The organism is Streptomyces sp. HUAS 31 (genome assembly GCF_028198125.1).
Taxonomy (GTDB): Bacteria; Actinomycetota; Actinomycetes; order Streptomycetales; family Streptomycetaceae; genus Streptomyces; species Streptomyces chartreusis.
Map to the genome: position 1 here is coordinate 7646612 of NZ_CP116353.1, position 22041 is coordinate 7668652.

The following is a 22041-nucleotide window of genomic DNA, read 5'->3' on the forward strand; positions in this document are numbered from 1 at the left end:
CACGTCAGGTCGTGGGGGACGAGGCGCCACATACGGACCATTTCTGTCCGTAATTTCGAACGAAGTTCGTCATTTCGATCGTGGTCGGTCAGAAGATAGAAGTGGGCCATGTCCGCGTCAACGGTTTGGTCGTGCCGCGCATCGGGTTCGTCCCGCCGACAGGGCAAACCCGCGTGCGGGCACGCGGGTTCACGACGGCGGACCTCCTTCGGTCAGGCGACCGCCCTCGCCCGCACCACGTCGGCCGGATCCCAGCCCCGGCGGGGGACGGAGGCCAACAGGAGGCGGGTGTACGGGTCTTCGGGGGCGTCCAGCACCCGGTCCGTCGGGCCCTGCTCCACCACCGTGCCGCGGCGCATGACCACCGTCTCGTCGGTAATGTGCCGGACGACGGCCAGGTCGTGGCTGACGAAGACCAGCGCCACCCCCGTGTCCCGCCGGATCTCGCCGAGGAGGCCGAGGATCTGCGCCTGGATCGACACGTCCAGCGCGGCGACCGCCTCGTCCAGCACGAGGACGCGCGGGTCGACGGCGAGGGCACGGGCGATGGCCAGCCGCTGGCACTGCCCGCCGGACAGCTCGTGCGGGCGCGCCCCCGCCTCCCTCGCGCCCAGCCCCACCTGGTCCAGCAGGGCGGCGATCCGCCGGTCGTCGGCGTCACGGCCGTGCAGCCGCAGGGACGTACGCAGACATTGACGGGCCGTCAGCCGGGGATCGAGGGAGACGTACGGGTCCTGGAACACCATCTGGATCTCACGGGCCCGCGCCAGCCGGTGCGCCGCCCGGCCCCCGCCGAACGCCCTCGGCCGCGCGGCACGGTCCCGGCCGTCCACCGTGACCGTGCCGGCGTCCGGGCGCACCAGACCGACCAGCATCCGGGCGACGGTGCTCTTGCCCGAGCCGGACTCGCCGACCACGCCGAGCGAGCCGCCGCGCGGCACGGTGAAGGAGACCCGGTCGGCGGCGGTCAGACGCTCGCCGCCCGGTAGCCGGTACGTCCTGGTCAGGCCGTCGGCCACCAGAAGGGGCTGCGGCCGGGCTTCGATCGCGGTCATGCGGGGCTCCTCTTGGCCAGGGCGGAGGTGAGCGACAGCTCGTCCGGGAGGTCGGTCAGCCGTAGGCACGCCGCCGTCCCGCCGCCCGGCAACGGCAGCGGCTGAGGGGGCCGGGCGGCGCACTCAGGCTCGGCGTGCGCGCAGCGCGTCTCGAACGGGCAGCCGGTGAACGCGTCGGACAGGGACGGCGGCCGGCCGGGGATCGGCTCCAACGCGCACTCGGTGTCGCCGAGTTCGGGCGAGCAGGCGAGCAGACCCCGTGTGTACGGGTGCCGGGCGTGGGTGAAGAGACGCTCCGCGTCCTGCTGTTCCACCACACGGCCGGCGTACATCACGTACACCCGGTCGCAGAACGCGGCGGCAAGATGCAGGTCGTGGGTGATGAACAGCATCCCCAGGTCACGCTGTTCGCGCAGGGACCGCAGCAGCGCGAGGATCTCCGCCTGCGTCGTGACGTCCAGCGCGCTGGTGGACTCGTCGGCCAGCAGCAGCCGTGGCTCGGCGGCGAGCGCGCCGGCGATCACCACGCGCTGGAGCATGCCCCCGGACATCTCGTGCGGCCGCTGCCCGAACCGCCGCTCCGGGTCGGACAGGCCCACGGCACCGAGGAGTTCGACGGCCTTCGCGCGTGCCGTGCGCCGGTCGACGGCGCCGGTCCGGGTCAGCCGTTCGACCAGGAAGTCACCGACGCGGCGCACCGGGTTGAGGGCGGAGCGCGGGTCCTGGTGGACCATCGCGACCGTGCCCGCCCGGTGTGCGCGCAGCGCGGCCCCGCTCAGGGCGAGGACGTCGTCGCCGTCGACCAGCACCCGGCCGGTGACCGAGGCTTCCTCCGGCAGCAGCCGCAGGACCGCCTTCGCGGTGGTGGACTTGCCCGAGCCGGACTCGCCGACGAGACCGACGGTCTCCCCGGAGCCGACCCGCAGGCTCACCTCCGCGAGCAGCGGCCGGGCCGTGCCGGGCAGGCCCAGGGTGAGGTTCTGGATGTCGAGCAGCATGCGGCTTACCTCCTGGCGCCGAGCCGGTCGGCGGCCCAGACCCCGACCACGTTGAAGGCCACCACGACGGCGGCGATGGCGGTGCCCGGCACCAGCGCGGGCAGCAGGGCGCCCTGGACGATGGCCGCCTGGCCCTCCTGCACCATCAACCCCCAGTCGGAGCTGGGCGGCTGGGAGCCGAACCCCAGATAGCTGAGGGTGGCCAGACTCATCAGCGCCTCGCCGAACAGCACCACGAGGTACCCGACGATCGACCGGGCCAGGTTGGGCACCAGATGCCGTACGCAGATCCGCGAACCGCTCATGCCCTGCACGCGATAGGCGTCGACGTAGGGCTTCGCCCGCTCCGCGAGCGCCACGCTGCGGGTGTACTTGGCGATCGTCGGCGCGAAGGCCAGCCCGAGGCCCAGGACGGACGTGGTGATGCCCGCCCCGAACACCGCGATGATCAGCACGACGAACAGCAGGCCCGGGAAGGCGTACATCACGTCGGTGACCCGGGACACCAGTGTGTCGGTCCAGCCGCCGCGCCAGGCGGCGACCGTGCCCAGCGTGACGCCGAGCAGCGCGGCGATGGCCAGCAGCGCGAGCGGGGCGATCAGGCTGGTGCGGGCGCCGTACAGGACGCGCGAGAGCAGGTCCTGACCGGAGGCGTCGGTGCCGAGCAGATGGTCGCCGCTCGTGCCGACCAGCGACGCCGACAGGTCCACGGCGTCGGGGGCGTACGGCGCGAGCAGAGGCGCGAAACCGGCTGCAAGTACCACCAGGGCGAGGAAGGCGGCCCCGGCGAGGACGAGGACGGGGCGCCGCCGGCCGCGCCCGCGGCGGGCCGGGAGCAGCACATCGGCGGAGACGGCGGTCATGCGGGACTCCTCATGGCCTTCAGGCGTGGGTCGAGCAGCGGGTGCACGAGGTCCACGAGGGTGGTGACGGTGATGTAGCCGGCGACCATCAGCAGCAGCACCGCCTGGGCGACCGGGAAGTCATGGCTGTTGACCGCGCCGACCAGCAGGGAGCCGATGCCGCTGAGCCCGAAGACGGTCTCGATGGCCACCGTGCCGGCCAGCATCCCGGCCGTGACCAGGCCGCACATCGTGACGACCGGGCCCAGCGCGTTGCGCAGGACGTGCCGGCGGATGATCAGACGCTCCGGCAGCCCGGCCGCGCGGGCCACCTCCACGTGGTCGGCGGCACCCGCCTCGACCATCGCCTGCCGGGTGACCCGGGCGATGACGGCGACCGCGCCGAGAGCCATGGCCAGCGCGGGCAGGGTGAGGTGGTGCAGCGTCCCGCCGAACCCCTCGCCGCTGCCCGTCACCGGGAACCAGCCCAGCCGCACCCCGAAGAAGGCGACCAGCGCGATGCCGCCGACGAAGGACGGCACGGACGCGGTGAGGGTGGTGGTCCCGACGACGGCCGAGTCCACCCAGCTGCCGCGCCGGACGGCGGCAAGCACTCCGGCGCCCACTCCCAGCACCACGAACAGGACCGTGGCGTAGCCGACCAGCGCGAGCGTGGTCGGGAAGCGGGACGCCAGCAGGTCGGAGACCTGGTCGCCGTACTGGAAGGAGCGGCCGAGGTCCAGGTGCAGGCAGTCCCACAGCCAGCGGCCGTACTGCACGACCAGCGGCTCGTCGAGGTGGTACTGCTCCCGGACGGCGGCCAGCCGCTCGGGGGTGAGCTTGTCGCGCCCGCCCGCGAGGAACACGGCGGGATCGCCCGGAGCCGCGTACACGGCGGCGAAGATGACGAAGGACGCGGCCAGCAGGGTGGCGAGAAGTCCCGCAAGCCGGCGTCCGATCGAGGCGAACATCGGCGCTCAGCCCTTCTTCGCGCCGAGCTGCGCGGCCCAGGGGTAGTAGAGGTACGCCATCGAGGCGGGCGGACCGGTCAGCTCGTCGTCGAGGACGAGAGCGGTCGGCATCTGGGCGATCGGGATCCACACGGCCGCGTCCGCGAACCGCCGCTGCACGTCGATGGCGAGCTCGGCGCGCTTGGCGTCGTCCAGCGTGCGCAGGCCCTGCTCGACCTTCGCGTCGTACTCCGCGCTCTTGAAGCCGACCCAGTTGTTGGAACTGTCCGACAGGCCGTTGTCGTAGAAGCCGAGCGGGTCGCTCTTGGAGATGTACCAGTCGGCCACCAGCACGTCGATGTCGGCGCGGGCCTCCTTGTCTCCGTAGAACTCGCCGTACTGGGCGGCCGGGACGGTCCTGATCTCGCCCTTCAGCCCGATCTGCGCCAGCGCGGCGCGCACGGCGTTGGCGATGACCATGCGGCCCTGGCTGCTGTCGGTGCCGATGACGATCGGTCCGGCAGGCGCCTTCCTGGCGTTCTTCACCAGCTCCTTGGCCCTGGCGAGGTCCTGTGCGTCCGGCTTCGCCGGGGCGTCGGTGAGCTGCTTCTGGGCGGCGGCGAAGGCGTCCTTCGCATAGCCCCAGGCGCCGGAGCCGACCGGGGTGGCCCACGGTTCGACCAGGCCGCCGTAGCCGGAACTGGCGATGCCGGAGCGGTCGAGGACCAGCGAGAGCGCCTTGCGGACGTCGGGGTCGGCGAGGCCGCCGCGTTCGGTCGGGATGAGCGCGAGGGCGGCGGTGCTGGGGCCGAAGTACTCGTCGAGGCCCTTCTTGCCGCGCAGCGCGGCCGCGGTGCCGATGGAGTCGGCGTAGGTGCCGTCGGCGGCTCCGGTGGCCAGCGCGTTGACCATGGCGCTGTCGTCCGCCCAGCGGAAGACGACCTTGCCGGTGAGCGGCTTCTCGCCCCAGTAGGACTCGGCGCGGGTCAGCGTAATCGAGTCGCCGGACTTCCAGCCGGACAGTTCGTACGGCCCGGAGCAGGCATCGCCCTGGCCAGGTGTGCCGAAGTCCTTGCCGGCCTTCCGCACCTGCTCCCGGTTGTAGACGAGCCCGGCGTCACCGGCCAGTGCCTTGGTGAACAGGGCGTCGGGCTGCTTGAAGGTGATCGTGATCTCGTGGCCGCCGGTCCTGCGCATCGCGGAGACGTTGCCGAACTCGTCGGACTGCTCCATCTCCGGCTGCGCGTGCCGCTTCAGGCTGAAGAGGACGTCGTCCGCCGTCATCGCCGACCCGTCGTGGAAGGTGACGTCGTCGCGCAGGGTGAGGACCAGGTGTCTCGCGTCGGGGCGGGCCGCCTGCCGGACCAGGGACGGGCGTACGGACATGTCGGGCTGGAGCTGGTAGAGGCGCTCGCAGACGTTGCTGAGCACGGTGCGGCCGGCGCTGCCGCCCTGGGTGTCGAGGTCCAGGGAGTCCGGCTCGTCCTCAAGCAGCCAGTTGACGGCGGCGACGGATCCGGTGGCCCGCGCGGTGGTGGGCGTGAGGGTGAGGTCGGCGGCCCCGGGGGCCTTGTTGCCGCCCGCGGAGGCGCCGGTGGTGGCTCCGCTGCACGCGGTGGCAAGGGCCAGCGCGCCGGCGACACCGGCGGCGGCTGTGACGGTCTTGAGCTTCATTGGAGGGCTCCTGAGCGGGGAGGGTGAACGGGAGCGGGGGGGCTTGGAGAAGGACCGGTGACGGGCCGTCAGTTCGGGGCGTGGGGGCCGTCGTAGAGGTTGAAGGGCAGATGCTGGTACTCGCGGTCGCAGGGGGTGCCGGCGGTGACGTGGTAGTCGCCGGCGGTGAGGTCGACGCAGGAGGAGACGAGGGTCTTCCAGTGCCTGACCTCGGGCTTGCGGGGGTCGGAGTGGGTGCACAGCGACTCGGGGAAGCCGAGGTGGTCCGACATCGCGTCCTTGATGAGCTTGCGCGACTCGTCGGTGCCGGCGGAGTCGCGCAGCCGGCGCAGACCCGCCTCGGCGCGGGGTACGCGCACCAGGGAGTCGGCGGCGATCGGGCGGTAGCCGTCGGCCAGGGCGGCGGGGATGCCCGCCTGGTAGTGGTTGCCGTGCACCAGGAGCCCGTCGTCGGGGTAGAGCCAGCCGTGGCCGGCCGGGGTGGTCTCCAGGTCGATGGCGAAGCCCTCGCGGCAGGTGAGGAGGGCGTTGCTGGCGATGTGCGCCCGGGTGCGGCACAGCACGTCGAGTGCGTCGGTGATGGATGCCTGGTCCAGGACGCTGCGGCGCAGCACGGTCTGCGGCAGTCCGACGGCCTCGCCGAACCGACCGCCCAGACCGTTGGCGTTGAGCGCGATCCCGGCGGAGTTGGCGCCCTGGCGGCCGATCTGGCCGGCCTCCACCTGCATGATCAGGGTGGGCGCCGGGGGCTGGACGATCCGCAGCATGACGACGGTGTCGGCCACCCCGGCGCGCCAGTCCCAGTTCTGTCCGGCCCAGACATGGCCGTCGCCGCTGGCCGGTCCGTACGCCGCGAAGGAGGTGCAGCCCTCGGCGGGCTCCTCCTCGCGCATCCGGGCGAAGGAGTCGTCGTAGATGACCTCGCCGCGGGCGTTGAGCGCGAGGACGTCGAGCAGGTCCAGGCCGGCGCCGTCCGCGATGCCCTGCATCTCCTGAAGCAGTTGCGGGGCGTACTCACGGACGGGTTTCAGCCACCGGGCGGCGCGGCCGGTGACCTGGTTCCAGGTCAGCCCGGAGGAGACGGCGAAGGCCTCCGCGTAGTAGCCGAGCGCGATCTCGAGCCGGGGGGCCACGGCCTCGCCGTACTGTCGTCCCCGTTCAAGGGGGGACCCCGAGATCTCGACGACCGGCAGGCTGTGATTCATCACGGGACTCCTCGGGGGACACACCAGTGCTGTAACATCCGTTCCGAGAATTCATCTTCTTGGAACGAGATGCTCAGAGCGTAATGGCCGAAACGCGAGAGTCAATACCTGTAATGAAGAATCCAGAATCTGGTAGCGCGGGTCCCGGGGGCCTCACACGGCTGCGGGCCGCCGTCCGCGACATGTGGGACGAGCTGTCCGCGTCGGAGCGGACCGTGGCGCAGTACCTGGCCAGCGCCCCCGCCGAGCAGATGATGTTCGCCAGCGCGCAGGAGCTGGGCGCCGCCAGCGGCACAAGCAACGCCACCGTCGTACGCGCCCTGCAACGCCTCGGATACGCCGGCCTGCCCGCGCTCAAGCGGGAACTCGCCGCCGACTTCACCTCCGCGCTCGCGCCCGAGGTGCGACTCCAGCAGCGCATCGCGCACGTGGGGCAGGACCTGGAGGGCATCTGGAACGACGTCTTCGACGAGACGCAGGAGCGCATCGAGCAGTGCCGCCGGCTGACCGGCACCGACGCGCTGAAGAGTGCCGTCGAGGCGCTCGCCGAGGCCCGCGAGGTGTTCTGCTACGGCGTCGCCGCCTGCGAACTCGCCGCCCGGCACCTGGCGTTGGCACTCGGCCGGATCGGGCGGCGGGCCCGCTTCGTCGGCGAGACCGGCTTCGCCCTCGCCGACCCTCTGCTCGCGCTGGGCCAGGGCGACGCGGTCGTCGTGTTCCAGCCGGGCCGGCAGCTGGCCGAGCTGCACGTCGTCGTGGAGCGGGCACGCGCCGTCGGCGCCCGGGTCGTCTTCGTCACCGACGAGCTCGGGGAGGTCTTCGAGGACCGCGTCGACGCCGTGCTCACCGCCCCCCACACGCCGACCGGGAACACCAACGAGGCCCTGACCGGCCTGATCCTCGCCGACGCGCTGGTCCTCGCCCTGACCACCCTGGACGAGACCCGCGCGGTGGAGCACTCCCACCAGCTGACGGCGCTGCGCGAACAGCTGCTGGCGCAGAAGGAGCCGCGCACGCGCAGGGCGACCTGAGCCCGTCCCGTCGTATCGCCCGTTACAGCGCTGCCGTGCGGGTGGTCACCGCCCCCGCGGCAGCGGCTGTTCCGTCCAGATCACCTTGCCGTCCGCCGTGTAACGGGTGCCCCAGCGATCGGCGAACTGGGCCACCAGGAACAGGCCCCGGCCGCCCTCGTCGGTGGCGGCCGCGCTGCGCAGGTGCGGGGCGGTGCTGCTGCCGTCGGAGACCTCGCAGATCAGCGTGAGGTCGCGGATCAGACGGACCCGGATCGGGCCGGTGGCGTGACGCAGGGCGTTGGTGACCAGCTCGCTGAGGATCAGCTCGGTCGTGAACGCCTCCTCCTCGAGGCCCCACTCCGTGAGCGTGCGGGCCGCGGCCGCCCGCACCCGGGACACGGCGGAGGCTTCGTCCGGTACGTCCCAGGCGGCCGTGCGGTCGGAGGGCAGCCGCCGGGTCCGGGCGACGACGAGGGCGACATCGTCACGGGGGCGCTCGGGCAGCATGGTCTCCAGGACCGCCTTGCACGTCTCCTCCGGACCCCGGCCCCGCGTCGGAGGCGTCGCTGCGAGCGCGTCGCGCAGCCGCTCCAGGCCCTCGTCGATGTCCCGGCCCTGGTCCTCGACCAGCCCGTCCGTGTACAGCACCAGCCCGCTGCCCTCGGGCAGCCGGACCTCGGTCGCCTCGAAGGGCAGGCTGCCGCCCAGGCCCAGCGGCGCCCCGCCGGGCACGGTCAGGAACTCGACCCGGCCGTCCGGGTGCACCAGCGCCGGTTCGAGGTGGCCGGCGCGGGCGAGGGCGCACAGCCCGGTGGACGGGTCGTACACCGCGTACAGGCAGGTCGCCCCGGTGATCGGCGCCACCTCTTCCTCGCCCTCGCCCTCGTCCTGGTCGATGCGGGTCACCAACTCGTCCAGATGGCCGAGGAGTTCGTCGGGCGGCAGGTCCAGCGTGGAGAAGTTGTGGACCGCGGTGCGCAGCCGGCCCATCGTCGCCGCCGCGTGCAGTCCGTGGCCCACGACGTCGCCCACGACCAGCGCCACCCGCGCGCCCGGCAGCGGGATGACGTCGAACCAGTCCCCGCCGACCCCGCCCTGCGCGGCCTGCGCCGGCAGATAGCGGTAGGCCACGTCGAGGGCGCTCTGCCCGGGCAGGGCCCGCGGCAGCAGACTGCGCTGGAGCGTCACCGACAGGGTGTGCTCGCGGGTGTAGCGGCGGGCGTTGTCGATGCTGACGGCGGCCCGCGCGACCAGCTCCTCGGCGAGCGAGACGTCCTCGCTCTCGAAGGGGTCGGGCCGGTCGGCGCGCCAGAACGTGGCCATGCCCATGATCACGCCACGGGCCCGCAGCGGGACCGTGAGCATCGCGTGCAACCCGTACCCCACGAGCCTGCGGGCGTTCGCGGGATCCTGCTCCTGCCAGCCGGCGAAGGCGGGCAGGTCCGTCTCGAGGACCGACCTGCCCGTGCCGAACCCGAACGCCTGCGGGGTGCCCGGGGCGAAGTGGATCAGCTTGCCGATGGGGTAGAGCGGGCTGTCGTCCCGTACGCCCTGGAACGCCACCCGGCGCATGTCGGCGCGGCCGTCCTTGGGTTCCTCGCCGCGCAGCACCGGATCCGCGAGGTCGACGGAGACGAAGTCGGCGAACCGCGGCACCGCGAAGTCGGTCAGCTCCTGCGAGGTGCGGGTGACGTCGAGGGTGGTGCCGATCTCCAGCCCTGCGTCGTACAGCAGCTTCAGCCGCTCCTGCGCCACGTCCGCCCGGCCGGTCAGGGTGCGCAGCTCGGTGGTGTCCCGCAGCGTCGCCACGCTGCCGGGCGGCCCGCCGTCCCGGTCGGTCGAACGCTGGCTGACCGCCAGCAGCCGGCCCTGCGCCAGATGCACCTCGTCGGTGGCGTCCCGCCCGGAGGCGAACAGTCTGGCCAGGTCGTTGCCGATGCCGAGGGAGACACAGGGCCGTCCCTCCGCGTCCGCGGTCAGCCCGAGCAGCCGGCGCGCCTCGTCGTTCGCCAGCGCCAGCCGGCGCCGGTCGTCCATGATCAGTACGCCTTCCCGCACGGAGTGCAGGACCGCGTCGTGATGCTCGTACATCCGCGTCATCTCTTCGGGACCGAGCCCGTGCGTCTGCTTCAGCAGCCGGCGGCTGACCAGCGCGGTCCCGGCGGTGGCGAGGGCGAGGGCGCCGGCCGCCGAGCCGAGCAGCGTGGGCAGCTGGTGTTCCACGATCCCGCCGACGCTGTCCAGCGTCACCCCGGCGGCGACCAGGGCGATGACCTTGCCGTTGTCGTCGGTCACGGGGACGACGGCCCGCACGGACGGGCCCAGGGTGCCGGTGTACGTCTCCCGTACGGTCCCGCCCGCCGCGGCCGGGGCGATGGTGCCGACGAAGTGCTTGCCGATCCGGTCGGGGTTGGGGTGGGTGTAGCGGATCCCGTCCTTGGTCATGACGACGATGAAGTCCACGTCGGTGGCCTTGCGTGCCGCCTCGGCGCGGGGCTGGAGCACCGCGCTGGGGTCAGGGCTCGACAGGGCCTCTTCGATGCCCGGGGCCTTCGCGAAGGACTGGGCGACGGCGAGGGACCGGTTGCCCGCCTCCCGCTTGGTGTCGGTGCGCACCTGGAGCACCAGAGCCACCACGGCGGCCACCACGAGGAGCACGACGATGGCCGCCTGCAGCACGAAGACCTGCCGGGCCACGGTACGTGCGCTCAACAGCGAGCGCAGGCGGCCGAGGAATCCGGCCATGCATCATTTCTAACACCGTTTCACCAGGCGGGCACGGTGCTTGACGAGGGAAGCCGCGGACCTCGCCGGGAGCCGTCGGCCAAACCGTGTACCCGGGGGTGCCGGCGCCCTACGGCGAGCACGACTCCACGCGCCCGGCGCCCGCCGCCTCGGCGGTGGCCGGCGCTCCTGCCATGGCCGGCATGCGGAGCAGCAGCAGCGCCGCGTCGTCGTGCAGCCGGCCGCCGACGTGGTCCTGGAGCTCGCCGTGCAGCGCGGTGACGGTGTCCACGGGCTCGTCGCAGGTGTGCCGGGCCAGCCCCTCGGCGAGCGGGTAGAACTCGCGGTCGTGGTTGCGGGCCTCGGTGACGCCGTCGGTGTACAGCAGCAGCTGGTCCCCGTCGGTGAAGGGCAGCACGTGCAGCGTGGGCGCCTCGCCCGACAGGTTGCCAAGACCGAGCGGCGGCGCCGGACGGTCCGGCTCCACCGCCACGACCACGGAGTCCCGCACCAGCAGCGGCGGCGCGTGCCCGCAGTTGACGACCTCCAGCTGCCCGTCCCTGGGGTACCCGGCGACCACGGCGGTCACGAAGTCGTCGCTGCCCAGGTTGCGTGCCAGGCTCCGCTCGATCCTCGCGACGACGTCCAGCAGATCGGGCTCGTCATGGGCGGCCTCGCGGAACACGCCGACCACCAGCGCCGCCGTGCTCACGGCCGGCAGCCCTTTGCCGCGGACGTCACCGACGATCAGCCTGACGCCGTACGGCGTCGACACCAGCGCGTACAGATCCCCGCCTATCCGGGCCTCGGCAGCGGCGGCGCTGTAGCGCACGGCCACCTGGAACGGTCCGACGGTCGCCGGAATCGGCTGGAGCAGCGCGTGCTGCGCGGCCTCGGCGACCGAACGCACAGCCGCCAGCACCCGCTCGCGCCGGATGCGCAGCACACTGGTCGCGGCGCACGCCGCGGTGATCACCAGCAGGGAGGCCAGCGCGACCACCAGCTCGCTGGACGCGGCACCGCCCCGGAAACCGAGGGCCACCCCCAGCGCGGCCGACAGCAGCCCCACGCAGAGGACGCCGCGCGGCCCGCCGGTGGTGGCGGCGAGCGCGGGGCCCGTGGCGAGCAGCGGCACCCAGGTGACCCCCGAGCCGCCCGCGAGGTCGACGAGCACGAGACCGCAGACGATCAGTATGGGCAGAACGGGCGCGGCGGCGACCATTCGCCTCGGCCAGTGGTCGGGGCCGTGCTCAGGGGCCTTGATCATCTAGTCCGCTGTCCTCACCTGTGCGCAGGGGCGTACGCCCAATGAAATGTCCGATTTATTCAGGAAACGGGTTGGACCCCGCATCGGACAAGCACCGGGATTTCAGATAGTGAGTGACAGGCCCCTGGTCACCCGGTCCGCGGTCGGGATCAGCCGCGCCGTGACCTCCTCCAGCCGCGAACGGCGGTCGGCCCGCAGCGAGACGCCGAGCGAGCCGAGCGTGTTCCCGCTGTACACCGGCACCGCGACACAGACCGTGCCGAGGGCGTACTCCTCCATGTCCGTGACCGCCGGGGCCAGGGGCGAGGAGGCGAGCCGTCTGAGCAGCTCGGGGCGGTCGGTGATGGTCCGCGGTGTGAGGTCGGCGAGCTGGTGCCGGGACAGGTACTCCTTGCGTGCCTCCTCGTCCAGCTCCCGCAGCACGGCCTTGCCGAGCGCCGTCGCGTGCCCCGCGTCCTCGAACCCCACCCAGAGATCGACGCGGGGCGCGCGGGGACCGTCGACGATCTCGGCCACCCGGATCTCGCCCTCCTCGTAGAAGGTGAGGTAGGCGGCGCTGGACAGCTCGTCCCGCAGCGCGGCCAGCGTGGGCCGGATCCGGCTGAGCAGCGCCTGCGCCCGGCCCGTGGTGTGCAGTGTCTGCAGCCGCTCGCCCAGGATGAACCCGCCGTCGGGGAGCTTGCGCACATAGCCGTCGTGGACCAGCGTCCGCAACAGGTGGTACGCCGTGGCCAGGGGCAGGCCCGTCTCCCGTGCCAGCTGCTTCGCGGGCGCGCCGTTCTCGTGCGCGCTCATCGCCTCCAGCAGCCGGAAGGCACGCTGCACCGAGCCGATGAGCGTGGGGCCGTCACTGACACCCATAGGAACCAGCGTGCGCCGGGCACCCGGCGCGGGCAAGGCGGGGCCGGGCGGGGAGCGCCCACGGCACCGCAGGCGCCCGGCCTCGCGCGCCTACTGCGCCACGGGGCGCCGGGCCGGGCGCGCCTACAGCACCCGGGCGACCAGCAGCGCGACGTCGTCGTGGTCGTCCGGATGGCGCAGGCCGTACAGCAGGAGGTCGCAGGTCTCCTCCAGGGGTCTGCGGGGTTCGTCGAGGAAGCCGAGCAGGACGTTCAGCCGGTCGTCGATGGAGTGGGCCCGGGTCTCGACCAGGCCGTCGGTGTACAGGACCAGCAGATCGCCGGGGCCGAGCTCGACGGTGGTGGTCCGGAACGGGATGCCGCCGACACCGAGCGGGGCACCGGCGGGCAGTTCGAGCAGCTCAGGCCGCCGGCCGGGGCGGGCCAGCGCGGGCGGCATGTGTCCGGCGTTGGCGATGTGGCAGCGCCGGGTGCGCGGGTCGAACACCGCGTACAGGCAGGTGACGATGTAGTGCTCAAGATCGCAGGTGATCTTGTCCAGGTGCCGCAGCACGGCGCCCGGATCCAGATCGAGGTCGGCGTAGGCACAGGTCGCGGTGCGCAGCCGGCCCATGGTCGCGGCGGCGTCGATGCCGTTGCCCATGACGTCGCCGACGACCAGCGTGGTCTTGTCGTCCTCCAGCGGGATGACGTCGTACCAGTCGCCGCCGACCTCGCTGGTGGCCTGGGCGGGCTGGTAGCGGTAGGCGATCTCGAGGCCGGTGTGGTGCGGCGGATGGTCCGGCAGCAGGCTGCGCTGGAGGGTGAGGGCGGTGTTGCGCACGCTCTGGAACCAGCGGGCGTTGTCGATGGCGACGGCGGCCCGGCTGGCCAGCTCGCTCGCGAGCACGACGTCGTCCTCGTCGAACGGCACCGGGTTCCGGGTCCGCTTGAGATCGAGGGCGCCCAGCACCTCGCCGTGCGCGATCAGCGGCACCGCCATGTAGGAGTGCACGCCGGCCCGCGCCAGCAGACTGGTCGCCTCGGGATCCCGGGCGATGCGCCGCAGATCGTCCTCGCCGACGTGCCGCACCAGGACCGGCCGGGCGGTGTGCACGCACAGGGTGACCAGCCGGTCCCCCTCGTAGGCGGCGAGATCACCGGGCGGGTCGGCCGCACGCAGCGCCGCACTCGGGTACGACGACTTCAGCGCGAGCGCCCGGAACAGCTCGGGTCCGTTGTCCGGCTGCCGCATGCGCCGGCACGCGAGCGCCGAGTCCAGGACGTCCACGGCGACCACGTCGGCCAGCTCGGGCGTGGCGATCTCCGCCAGCTCGTTAGCGGTGCGCTCCACCTCCAGCGTGGTGCCGACCCGGGTGGAGGCGTCGGCGATCAGGGCGAGACGCCGGCGGGCCCGGTCGGCCTCGGCGGCGGCCCGGTGCCGCTCGGTGACGTCGACGAAGGAGATGGCCGCGCCCAGGACCCGCCCGCCGGGATCCTCCAGCCGGTAGAAGGACAGCGACCAGGCGTGCTCGTGCTCGGGATCCGCCGGCGGGCGGCCCACGTGGTACTGGTCGAGCAGCGGGGTGCCGGTGGTGAGCACCTGGCGCAGACAGGACACGATCGTGTCGATGTCGGGCAGCGGCAGCGTCTCCATCAGCCGACGCCCCACATGGTCCTCCGCGGGCGTGCCGTCGATCCGCTCCAGCGCCGGGTTGACCAGCAGGAACCGCAACTCGGGGTCCACCAGGGCGATACCGATCGGGGACTGGTTGATCAGCCGCTCGCACAGCGCCAGATCCGTCTCCACGCGCTGGAGCAGCGAGTGGTCGGCCGCGATGCCCAGGGCGTACACGTCCCCGAGATCGTCCAGCAGCCGCATGTTGCGGAACTCCGTCAGCCGGGTGCTGCCGTCCTTGTGCCGCACGGGGAAGGTGCCGGCCCAGCTGCGCCCCGTCTCCAGGACCTCCGTGAACAGCTGCACCACGGCGGGCAGATGGTCGGGGTGGATGAACAGCCGCGCCGCAGGCGTGCCCAGCGCCTCGTCGGCGGTGTAACCGAAGAGCTCCTCCGCCTGCGGGGTCCAGAACACCACGCGCCCCTCGGCGTCCACGACCACCGCGGCCACGCTCAGCACGTCGAGCAGACCGGTCGGCCGGGGCGGCACGGGGGCGTACCCGCCACTGTCGGATTCGAAGGTCTCGGCTGCCATCCCAGCTCCTCCGCCGCGGGCCGGCCACGACCGCCGACCACGGCTCCCCCGGGTACCGCGGTGACGACGACCGGCACCTCCATGCTCTCTCCGCGTGCGCGCCTTGCCCACTCCGGGCCCACCACGACCGTCACGGGACGGGAACGGGTGCCGTGGGCCCGTGCACATCGCGCGGACTAGCAGGAACATGGTCCTGTAGAGGACGGGACCCAGGGACGCTGCGTGAGGACCCATGGACGTACCGCGAGAAAGGCCCGACGCGCCCGCGTCGGCAGGACCGCGCGCCCTCTTCGACGCGTCGACCGACGCGGCGGCGGTGGTGTCCGGGCACGGCGTCGTGCTCGGCTGGACCCGGGCCGCGGAGGAACTGCTCGGCCTGCCCGCGTCGGGGATCGTCGGCTCCTCCGCCGCGCGGCTGCTGGCGATGCCCGGCGACCCGGCGCGGGTGGCCGGTGTCGCCGACCGCTGCCGGGCCGGCATGGGGTGGAGCGGCCACATTCCGCTGCGGCACTCCGACGGCAGCCGCGTCGACGCTGACCTGCGGGTCTCCGCGTCCTTCCGGGTGGGCGCCGACGAGTGTTTCCTGATCTCGGCGCGCGCGCAGCACCAGCAGTGGGCCGTCGGCGACTCCGTCCTCGACGGCTTTCTGACCCGCGCCCCGGTCGGCATGGCCGTGATGGACACCCAGCTGCGCTACATCTGGCTCAACGACACCCTGGAACGCTTCGGCGGCGTGCCCCGTGCGCAGCGGCTCGGCCGCCGCCTCAGCGAACTGCTGCCCGGCCTCCAGGCGGACACCATCGAGGGCCTGATGCGCAAGGTCCTGGAGACCGGAGTGCCGGTCACCGACTACGAGTACGTCGGCTGGAGCTGGGCCGACCCGCGCCGCCAGCACGCCTACTCCACGTCCTTCTTCCCCCTCACCGGTCCCGAGAGCGCGATCACCGGGGTCTGCTACATGGTCTCGGACGTCACCGAACGGTGGAACGCCCGCCAGTTGCTGTCCCTGGTCAACGAGGCCGGCACCCGCATCGGCACCACCCTGGACGTGCTGTGGACGGCCCAGGAACTGGCCGACTTCGCCGTGCCCCGGTTCGCGGACTTCGTCGTCGTGGACCTGCTGGAGCCCGTGCTCAGCAACGAGGGGCACGGAGCATGGCTGACCGACGCGGGCCCGGCGCCCGTGAAACCCGTGATGCGCCGGGCCGGCATGAGCTCCGTGCGCGAGGGCTGCCCGGAGGCCGTGGCGCGGATCGGGGAGCGGGTGGACTTCGTGCCGCCGCCGCACGGCGCGGACCTGCTCATCGGGGGCGATCCGATCCTCATCCCGGTCCTCGACCCGGCCGACGAACTGTGGGTCACCGAACAGCCCGCACGGGCCGCCAGCATGCGCGAGTTCGGCCTGCACTCCCTCATCTCGGTGCCGATGCGGGCCCGCAACACCGCGCTCGGCCTCGCCACGTTCATCCGCTCGCTCAACCCGATCTCGTTCCAGCCCGACGACGTCCTCGTCGCCCAGGAACTGGTGGCGCGGGCGGCGCTGTGCGTCGACAACGCCCGCCGCTACACCCGCGAGCACACCGCGGCGGTCACCCTCCAGCGCAGCCTCCTGCCGCAGGTCCTGACGGGCGGTACGGCACTGGAGGTCGCGTCCTCCTACCTGCCGGCGGACCCGACGGGCGGCGTGGGCGGCGACTGGTTCGACGTGATCCCGCTGTCCGGGGCGCGGGTGGGTCTCGTCGTCGGCGACGTCGTCGGGCACGGCATCACCGCCGCGGCGACCATGGGCCGGCTGCGCACCGCCGTACAGACCCTCGCCGACATGGAGATGCCGCCCGACGAACTGCTGGCCCACCTCGACGACCTGGTGCTGCGGCTCAGCGAGGAGCGGTCCGAGGACGGCACCGGGGCGGACCACCGGGACACGGCCGGCTTCCTCGGCGCGACCTGCCTGTACGCCGTCTACGACCCGGTCACCAGGCGCTGCACGATGGCCCGCGCCGGGCACCCGCCGCCGGTCGTCGTGACGCCCGACGGGCAGGTGTCCTTCCCGGAGCCACCGGCGGGACCCCCGCTGGGACTCGGCGGAATGGGGTTCGAGGCCGGCGAGATCGAACTCGCCGAGGGCAGCCTGTTCGGCCTGTACACCGACGGCCTCGTCGAGGCGGCCGACGACGACATGGAGCGCGGCATGGCCCGGCTGGGCGAGCTGCTGTCCCGCCCGGGGCTGGACCTGGCCACGCTGTGCACGTCCGCGGTGCGCGAGGTCGTGCCCGCGCCGCAGCCCGACGACATCGCCCTGCTCCTGGCACGCACCCACGCCCTGGGCGCCGAGCACGTCGTCTCCTTCGACGTGCCCGTGGACCCGGCCGCCGTCGCCGAGGTCCGGGCCCGCGCGACCCGCCAGGTCGAGGCGTGGGGGTTCGGCGAACTCGCCATGACGACCGAGCTGATCGTCAGCGAACTGGTCACCAACGCCATCCGCTACGCCGAACCGCCCATCCGGCTACGGCTGCTCCGTGACTCCCGGCTGACCTGCGAGGTCGCCGACGGCAGCAGCACCGCCCCGCGACTGCGCCACGCCCGCAGCATGGACGAGGGCGGCCGCGGCCTGTTCCTGGTGGCTCAGCTCGCCCACCGCTGGGGCGCCCGCTACACCGCCGACGGCAAGATCATCTGGGCCGAGCAGGAGCTCCCGCGAACGCACTGAACCCGTCACCCGCGGGCCGCCTTAGGTGACGTCGCCTGACGCCCGCTGCCCGGGGCCGCTTCTACGATCGTTCCTGCACAGACGCTTTCGGCCCGTCGAGAAGCCGAGAGGAGCCGAGTCGAGGGGAGGGCGCTTCCGGCGATGTTCGATCTGCACCGACTGCGCCTGCTGCGTGAACTCAAGCACCGCGGCACCCTCGCGGCCGTCGCCGCCGCCCTCTCGTACGCACCGTCCTCCGTCTCCCAGCAGCTCTCCCAACTGGAGGCCGAGGTGGGCGTCCCGCTGCTGGAACCCGTCGGGCGACGGGTACGGCTGACCGAACAGGCCGAGATCCTCGTCGCCCACACCGAAGCCGTCCTCGAACGCCTGGAGCGCGCGGAGGCGGACATCGCCGCCTCCCTGACCGACCTCACCGGCACCCTGCGCATCGCCTCGTTCCAGACCGCCGCGCTGGCACTGGTCCCCACCGCCCTGGACCTGCTGCGCGAGCGGCACCCGCACCTGCGGGTGCACGTGACCCAGTTGGAGCCGGAGAGGGCCCTGCCGGCCCTTCAGGCCCGCGACTTCGACCTCGTCCTCGCGGAGGAGTACTCCGGCAACCCCAACCCGCGGCCGCCCGAACTCGAACAGGCGGACCTGCTCGACGACCCCCTGCACCTCGCGCTGCCCGCCCACGCCGACCACCCCGACACCGACGGCCCGACCGCGACGCTGCGCTCGCTCGCCGGCCACCCCTGGGTGATGGAACCCGAGGGCACGGCCGCCCGGCACTGGGCCATGACCCTGTGCCGCAACGCCGGGTTCGAACCCGACGTACGGTTCGAGACCACGGACCTCTTCCTCCACCTACGCCTGGTCGAACGAGGGCTCGCCGTGGCCTTCCTCCCCGACCTCGTGTGGAGCGGACAGTCCGTGACAGTGGCTCTACGGCAACTGCCGCGCGGGCAGCGCGCCCGCCGTGTCTTCACCGTCGTACGCAGAGGCAGTGGCCGACACCCCGCGATCCTGGCCTGCCGGGACGCCCTGCACCGGACGATCGGGACGGCCCGCTAGCGCGAGGACCGCACGCCGACACAGGGAAATGCCCGGCCCGAACAGCGAATTGCCGAGGCCGCCAGAGAAATGCCGAGGCCGGACAGCGGAATGCCGAGGCCGGACAGGGGAGTGCCGCGGCCGCCGCCGCCCCCGCCACTCCAGACGGCACCAGACAGGATCAGCTGCTCCTGGTTACCACTGGTCCTTGTCCTGGTGCTTGGTGTGGGTGGGCTTTGACGGGTGGTCAGGCTTGTCCGGATGCGAGGGCTTGTCCGGGTGGGACGGCTTGTCCGGGTGGGCCGGCTTGTCGGGGTGCGCGGGCTTCGAGGGGTAGTCGGGCTTGGCCGGCTTGTCGGGGTGGGCGGGCTTCGACGGGTAGTCGGGCTTGGCCGGCTTCTCGGGGTGCGCGGGCTTTGACGGGTAGTCAGGCTTCGCCGGGTGGGCGGGCTTCGAGGGGTAGTCGGGCTTGGCCGGCTTCTCGGGGTGCGCAGGCTTCGACGGGTACTCAGGTTTCGCGGGCTTGGCCGGGTACTCGGGCTTCGCCGGCTTGGCCGGGTAGGCGGGCTTCTCGGGGTGCGCGGGCTTGGCCGGGTACTCGGGCTTCGCGGGCTTCGCCGGATAAGCGGGCTTGGCGGGGTATTCAGGCTTGGCGGGCTTCTCGGGGTACGCGGGCTTGGCCGGGTATTCGGGCTTGGCGGGCTTTGCCGGGTAGGCGGGCTTGGCGGGGTACTCGGGTTTGGCGGGCTTTGCCGGGTAGGCGGGCTTGGCGGGGTACTCGGGCTTGGCCGGCTTCTCGGGGTAGGCCGGCTTCGCCGGGTACTCGGGCTTGGCGGGCTTTGCCGGATAGGCGGGCTTGGCGGGGTACTCGGGCTTGGCCGGCTTCTCGGGGTAAGCGGGCTTGGCCGGGTATTCAGGCTTGACGGGCTTCGCGGGGTAGACGGGCTTGGCCGGGTACTCGGGCTTGGCCGGCTTCTCGGGGTACACCGGCTTCGCCGGATATTCAGGCTTCACCGGCTTGGCCGGGTAGACAGGCTTCGCCGGGTACTCAGGCTTCGCAGGGTATTCCGGCTTCACCGGGTGAGCCGGGTATTCGGGCTTGACCGGCTTTACGGGGTACTCAGGCTTGACCGGCTTCGCGGGATAGACCGGCTTGGCCGGATGCACAGGCTTGGCGGGGTACTCCGGCTTCACGGGCTTCGCCGGGTACTCGGGCTTGACCGGCTTCTCCGGGTGCACCGGCTTGGCCGGGTACTCGGGCTTGACAGGCTTCTCCGGGTGCACCGGCTTCACCGGATGCATCGGCTTGTCCGGGTGCACGGGCTTGGCCGGGTATTCGGGCTTGACCGGCTTGCCAGGGTGTTCCGGCTTCACCGGATGCATCGGCTTGCCAGGCTGCTCCGGCTTCGCGGGGTGCATCGGCTTGCCCGGCTGCTCCGGCTTCGCCGGGTGTGCCGGCTGCGGAGCGTGCGCCGGGTGGACCGGCTTGCTCGGGTACGGCGGGTGGGGCGTCGCGTGGTCGTCGGCGTAGACGGTGCCCCCGCTCGCCAGGGCGGCTGCGGCGAGCGCGGCGGCCATGGCCGCCGGCATCAGAACAGATCGCCATCCAGGCGATGTCGTCATCTTCCACTCTCCTCGACTTGGTTCAGGGCCTCGTGACGGCTGGTCAGCACCAAGAGCCGGACAGTGGAATGAATAGGAAATCGGGTGATATGAATAACGCTCAAGCGGCGAGAAGCCACCGGATGGTGTAGCGCGCGCCCGCCAGTTGGCCCGGCGTCAGGCGGCGGGACGGACGAGGCCGGACTCGTACGCGAACGTCACGGCCTGGACGCGAGCGCGGGCGCCGATCTTGGTGAGGATATTGCTCACGTGCGTCTTCACGGTGGTGGGCGCGATGGAGAGTCGTTCGGCGATCTCGGCGTTGGACCAACCCGAGGCCACGGCGACCAGGACGTCCCGTTCGCGTCCGGTCAGCGTGTCGAGCCCCGAAGTGCGTGACAGGGGGCGTACGGTGCGCTGTTCACGGACGGCGTCGATGAGCGCGCGCGTCAGGGCGGGCGTGATGACGGCGTCCCCGGCGGCCACGACCCGGACGGCCGAGGCGAGTTCGTCGGGTGCGGCGTCCTCCAGCAGGAAACCGTCCGCGCCGGCGCGCAGGGCGGCGTAGGCGTGCTCCTCGTGGCCGGCGGGTGTGAGTACGAGGACTCGGGGGGTGTGCGGCTCCGTGTCCCCGGTTCCGAGGGGGCGGGGGAGGCGGTCCCGGCGGGTGAGGTGCCGGACGGTCTCCAGGGTGTCCGACGGCCCGGACGGGCGGCCGGCCACCAGGACGACGTCAGGGCGGAGCGCGGTGCTCAGCCGGACGGCCTCGGCCTCGCTCGTCGCCTCGCCGACGACGTGCAGATCCGGCTCGGCACCGAGAAGCATGCGCAGGGCGAGGCGCTGGAGAGACTGGTCGTTGACCACGAGTACGGAGACCATGCCTGTCTTCTTCCTGGTGGAGGCTGGTGGCGGCCTGCCAGCTGAACGAAACGGTTTCGTTTAGCAAGGCTAGCGCGGCTCCCGTAAAGACGCAGTAGGAGATCGGTCACTTCACCAGGGCCGGGCCCGTCACAGCCCGAACAGGCGGGCCCCGTTGTCGTGGCACACACCCCGCAGCCACTCGTCCCCGAGCTCCAGCCGCTCCAGGGCCGCCAGCTGATGGGCGTACGGATAGGGGATGTTGGGGAAGTCGCTGCCGAGCAGGATCCGGTCGCCGAGGCCGGCCAGGCGGGGCAGCGCCCGGCGCGGGAACGGCGCCATGCGCTCGCTGAAGTCGGTGAACGCCATGGTCGTGTCGAGCCGCACCTCGTCGTATCGCTCGGCGAGGTCGAGGAAGTCCTCGTACTCGGGCAGCCCCATGTGCGCGATGACCAGCCGCAGCCGGGGATGCCGGGCGAGCACGCGACCCATCGGTTCGGGCCCGGTGTACTTGCCCGGCATGGGTCCCGAGCCGCAGTGGATCACGACGGGTGTCGCGGCCTCGGCGAGCAGGCCCCAGGTGGCGTCGAGGGCCTCGTCGGCCGGGTCGTACGCGCCCACCTGCACATGAGCCTTGAAGACCCGGGTGCCCGCCTCGATGGCCTCGCGGACGTACGACTCGACCCCCGGCTCCGGGAAGAAGGTCGAGGTGTGCAGGCAGTCGGGGGTGCGGCGGGCGAAGTCGACGGCCCAGCCGTTGAGCCACTCGGCCATCTCCGCCTTGTGCGGGTAGAGCATCGACGTGAAGGCCCGCACGCCCAGGCCCCGGATCACGGCGACCCGTTCCGCCTCCTCGGCGCGGTAGGTGATCGGCCACTCGACCCCGCCGGTCAGCGGGCCGAGCGAGTCGAAGTAGCCCCAGACCTTGTGCAGCACGCGCTCCGGCATGAAGTGGGTGTGCACATCGACGAGCCCCGGCAGCCCGAGCCGCTGCCAGAACCGCCGTACCTCCGCCGCCTCGTCGGCCGTGTCCATGCGGTGCCTCTCAGACTCGGGTCCC

At 72.5% G+C, this 22041-nt stretch carries 16 protein-coding genes; 3 read left to right on the forward strand and 13 right to left on the reverse strand.

Going from position 1 to position 22041, the window contains the following annotated elements; translation table 11 throughout:
• Positions 1 to 212 precede the first annotated feature (212 nt).
• The 6 genes from PGH47_RS33880 to PGH47_RS33905 all read right to left on the reverse strand — a co-directional run bounded on the left by PGH47_RS33880 (position 213) and on the right by PGH47_RS33905 (position 6724).
• Positions 213 to 1055, reverse strand: coding sequence for an ABC transporter ATP-binding protein (locus PGH47_RS33880; RefSeq protein WP_271666551.1), 843 nt, complete (start codon positions 1053 to 1055; stop codon positions 213 to 215).
• Complete coding sequence (locus PGH47_RS33885; RefSeq protein WP_271666552.1) at positions 1052 to 2053, reverse strand: ABC transporter ATP-binding protein; 1002 nt, start codon at positions 2051 to 2053, stop codon at positions 1052 to 1054. The genes PGH47_RS33880 and PGH47_RS33885 overlap by 4 nt, the downstream gene beginning before the upstream one ends.
• 5 nt (positions 2054 to 2058) lie before the next feature.
• The gene (locus PGH47_RS33890; protein WP_271666553.1) at positions 2059 to 2916 is read right to left on the reverse strand and encodes an ABC transporter permease; all 858 of its coding nucleotides are present in this window, start codon (positions 2914 to 2916) and stop codon (positions 2059 to 2061) included.
• Complete coding sequence (locus PGH47_RS33895) at positions 2913 to 3866, reverse strand: ABC transporter permease (protein WP_269640965.1); 954 nt, start codon at positions 3864 to 3866, stop codon at positions 2913 to 2915. The genes PGH47_RS33890 and PGH47_RS33895 overlap by 4 nt, the downstream gene beginning before the upstream one ends.
• A 6-nt stretch (positions 3867 to 3872) precedes the next feature.
• Entirely contained in the window at positions 3873 to 5519 is a 1647-nt protein-coding gene (locus tag PGH47_RS33900) for an ABC transporter substrate-binding protein (RefSeq protein WP_271666554.1), read from the reverse strand.
• Positions 5520 to 5587: 68 nt separating this feature from the next.
• On the reverse strand, positions 5588 to 6724 hold the full coding sequence (locus PGH47_RS33905) for a C45 family autoproteolytic acyltransferase/hydolase (protein ID WP_271666555.1): 1137 nt from the start codon (positions 6722 to 6724) through the stop codon (positions 5588 to 5590).
• A 113-nt stretch (positions 6725 to 6837) separates the two neighbouring features.
• On the opposite strand from PGH47_RS33905, the gene PGH47_RS33910 reads away from it, so the two are divergent.
• Positions 6838 to 7755, forward strand: a complete 918-nt coding sequence (locus PGH47_RS33910) for a MurR/RpiR family transcriptional regulator (protein WP_093747760.1) — start codon at positions 6838 to 6840, stop codon at positions 7753 to 7755.
• 45 nt (positions 7756 to 7800) lie between these two features.
• On the opposite strand, the gene PGH47_RS33915 is transcribed toward PGH47_RS33910, so the two are convergent.
• From PGH47_RS33915 to PGH47_RS33930, 4 genes are all read right to left on the reverse strand, one after another.
• The gene (locus PGH47_RS33915; RefSeq protein ID WP_271666556.1) at positions 7801 to 10482 is read right to left on the reverse strand and encodes a SpoIIE family protein phosphatase/ATP-binding protein; all 2682 of its coding nucleotides are present in this window, start codon (positions 10480 to 10482) and stop codon (positions 7801 to 7803) included.
• A 109-nt stretch (positions 10483 to 10591) separates the two neighbouring features.
• A complete protein-coding gene (locus tag PGH47_RS33920) occupies positions 10592 to 11728 on the reverse strand; it encodes a PP2C family protein-serine/threonine phosphatase (RefSeq protein ID WP_443048591.1) in 1137 nt (378 codons plus the stop codon).
• 102 nt (positions 11729 to 11830) lie between these two features.
• Positions 11831 to 12589: an IclR family transcriptional regulator gene (locus tag PGH47_RS33925; protein WP_271666557.1), complete on the reverse strand. Its 759-nt coding sequence runs from the start codon at positions 12587 to 12589 to the stop codon at positions 11831 to 11833.
• 123 nt (positions 12590 to 12712) lie between these two features.
• Positions 12713 to 14779, reverse strand: a complete 2067-nt coding sequence (locus PGH47_RS33930; RefSeq protein ID WP_271666558.1) for a SpoIIE family protein phosphatase — start codon at positions 14777 to 14779, stop codon at positions 12713 to 12715.
• Between the two features lie 232 nt (positions 14780 to 15011).
• Here PGH47_RS33930 and PGH47_RS33935 point away from each other — a divergent pair, with 232 nt between their 5' ends.
• Both PGH47_RS33935 and PGH47_RS33940 read left to right on the forward strand, forming a co-directional pair.
• On the forward strand, positions 15012 to 17489 hold the full coding sequence (locus PGH47_RS33935) for a SpoIIE family protein phosphatase (protein ID WP_271666559.1): 2478 nt from the start codon (positions 15012 to 15014) through the stop codon (positions 17487 to 17489).
• Positions 17490 to 17630: 141 nt separating this feature from the next.
• Complete coding sequence (locus PGH47_RS33940) at positions 17631 to 18542, forward strand: LysR family transcriptional regulator (protein WP_271666560.1); 912 nt, start codon at positions 17631 to 17633, stop codon at positions 18540 to 18542.
• 174 nt (positions 18543 to 18716) lie between these two features.
• On the opposite strand, the gene PGH47_RS33945 is transcribed toward PGH47_RS33940, so the two are convergent.
• From PGH47_RS33945 to PGH47_RS33955, 3 genes are all read right to left on the reverse strand, one after another.
• Positions 18717 to 20144, reverse strand: a complete 1428-nt coding sequence (locus PGH47_RS33945) for a hypothetical protein (protein ID WP_271666561.1) — start codon at positions 20142 to 20144, stop codon at positions 18717 to 18719.
• Between the two features lie 156 nt (positions 20145 to 20300).
• On the reverse strand, positions 20301 to 21002 hold the full coding sequence (locus PGH47_RS33950) for a LuxR C-terminal-related transcriptional regulator (protein ID WP_271666562.1): 702 nt from the start codon (positions 21000 to 21002) through the stop codon (positions 20301 to 20303).
• Between the two features lie 129 nt (positions 21003 to 21131).
• The gene (locus PGH47_RS33955) at positions 21132 to 22016 is read right to left on the reverse strand and encodes an amidohydrolase family protein (RefSeq protein WP_271666563.1); all 885 of its coding nucleotides are present in this window, start codon (positions 22014 to 22016) and stop codon (positions 21132 to 21134) included.
• Between the last annotated feature and the right edge of the window lie 25 nt (positions 22017 to 22041).

What these genes read in the sequence shown, in the direction of transcription:
- PGH47_RS33900 (WP_271666554.1), bottom strand. Translation starts at nt 5,519, where the DNA reads ATGAAGCTCAAGACCGTCACAGCCGCCGCCGGTGTCGCCGGCGCGCTG.
- PGH47_RS33895 (WP_269640965.1), bottom strand. Translation starts at nt 3,866, where the DNA reads ATGTTCGCCTCGATCGGACGCCGGCTTGCGGGACTTCTCGCCACCCTG.
- PGH47_RS33885 (WP_271666552.1), bottom strand. Translation starts at nt 2,053, where the DNA reads ATGCTGCTCGACATCCAGAACCTCACCCTGGGCCTGCCCGGCACGGCC.
- PGH47_RS33945 (WP_271666561.1), bottom strand. Translation starts at nt 20,144, where the DNA reads ATGACGACATCGCCTGGATGGCGATCTGTTCTGATGCCGGCGGCCATG.
- PGH47_RS33890 (WP_271666553.1), bottom strand. Translation starts at nt 2,916, where the DNA reads ATGACCGCCGTCTCCGCCGATGTGCTGCTCCCGGCCCGCCGCGGGCGC.
- PGH47_RS33920 (WP_443048591.1), bottom strand. Translation starts at nt 11,728, where the DNA reads ATGATCAAGGCCCCTGAGCACGGCCCCGACCACTGGCCGAGGCGAATG.
- PGH47_RS33930 (WP_271666558.1), bottom strand. Translation starts at nt 14,779, where the DNA reads ATGGCAGCCGAGACCTTCGAATCCGACAGTGGCGGGTACGCCCCCGTG.
- PGH47_RS33925 (WP_271666557.1), bottom strand. Translation starts at nt 12,589, where the DNA reads ATGGGTGTCAGTGACGGCCCCACGCTCATCGGCTCGGTGCAGCGTGCC.
- PGH47_RS33910 (WP_093747760.1), top strand. Translation starts at nt 6,838, where the DNA reads ATGAAGAATCCAGAATCTGGTAGCGCGGGTCCCGGGGGCCTCACACGG.
- PGH47_RS33950 (WP_271666562.1), bottom strand. Translation starts at nt 21,002, where the DNA reads ATGGTCTCCGTACTCGTGGTCAACGACCAGTCTCTCCAGCGCCTCGCC.
- PGH47_RS33940 (WP_271666560.1), top strand. Translation starts at nt 17,631, where the DNA reads ATGTTCGATCTGCACCGACTGCGCCTGCTGCGTGAACTCAAGCACCGC.
- PGH47_RS33955 (WP_271666563.1), bottom strand. Translation starts at nt 22,016, where the DNA reads ATGGACACGGCCGACGAGGCGGCGGAGGTACGGCGGTTCTGGCAGCGG.
- PGH47_RS33905 (WP_271666555.1), bottom strand. Translation starts at nt 6,724, where the DNA reads ATGAATCACAGCCTGCCGGTCGTCGAGATCTCGGGGTCCCCCCTTGAA.
- PGH47_RS33935 (WP_271666559.1), top strand. Translation starts at nt 15,012, where the DNA reads ATGGACGTACCGCGAGAAAGGCCCGACGCGCCCGCGTCGGCAGGACCG.
- PGH47_RS33915 (WP_271666556.1), bottom strand. Translation starts at nt 10,482, where the DNA reads ATGGCCGGATTCCTCGGCCGCCTGCGCTCGCTGTTGAGCGCACGTACC.
- PGH47_RS33880 (WP_271666551.1), bottom strand. Translation starts at nt 1,055, where the DNA reads ATGACCGCGATCGAAGCCCGGCCGCAGCCCCTTCTGGTGGCCGACGGC.